Source organism: Methylobacterium sp. WL9 (assembly GCF_008040035.1).
In the GTDB taxonomy this organism is placed as follows: Bacteria; Pseudomonadota; Alphaproteobacteria; order Rhizobiales; family Beijerinckiaceae; genus Methylobacterium; species Methylobacterium thuringiense.
Genome location: NZ_VRVE01000215.1, coordinates 1 through 440 on the forward strand (window position 1 = coordinate 1; position 440 = coordinate 440).

Here is a 440-nt window from a genome sequence, read left to right on the forward strand (position 1 = left end):
CTGCGCCGCCGACGGTGGCGCCCGCCCCCGCACGGCCCCCGGCCGGACGCTCGGGCTCCGGCATGGTGCTGCGCACGCTGAGCGAGCAGGAGCGCGACGCCCGCGCCAACGCTCTGGCCGACTCGCAGAAGCGCGAGCAGGAGATGCGTGCGCTGGCCGACGCCGAGAAGCGTGCCCGCCGCGAACGCGACGAATCCGAGCAGCGCGAGCGCGACGCGGCGGAGGCCCGCCGCCGCGAGGAGGACGATCGCCGCAAGCAGGACGACGAGCACCGCCGTCGCGCTTCCGAGGAATCCCGCCGCCGCGCCGAAGAGGATGCTGCTGCCCGCGCCGCTCCGGTCGAGGCGCCGCAGGCACCCGAGGCCTCGCCTCAGGCTGCGGCTCCGGCCCAGCCGGCGGCTCCGGCTGCCGCCGCTCCGCCACGTCCGGCTGCTCCGGCA

1 pseudogene is annotated in these 440 nt (G+C 78.2%); it reads left to right on the forward strand.

The features are described from left to right. Positions 1–440 (forward strand): annotated as a pseudogene (locus tag FV217_RS23175) (translation initiation factor IF-2); the annotation flags it as partial.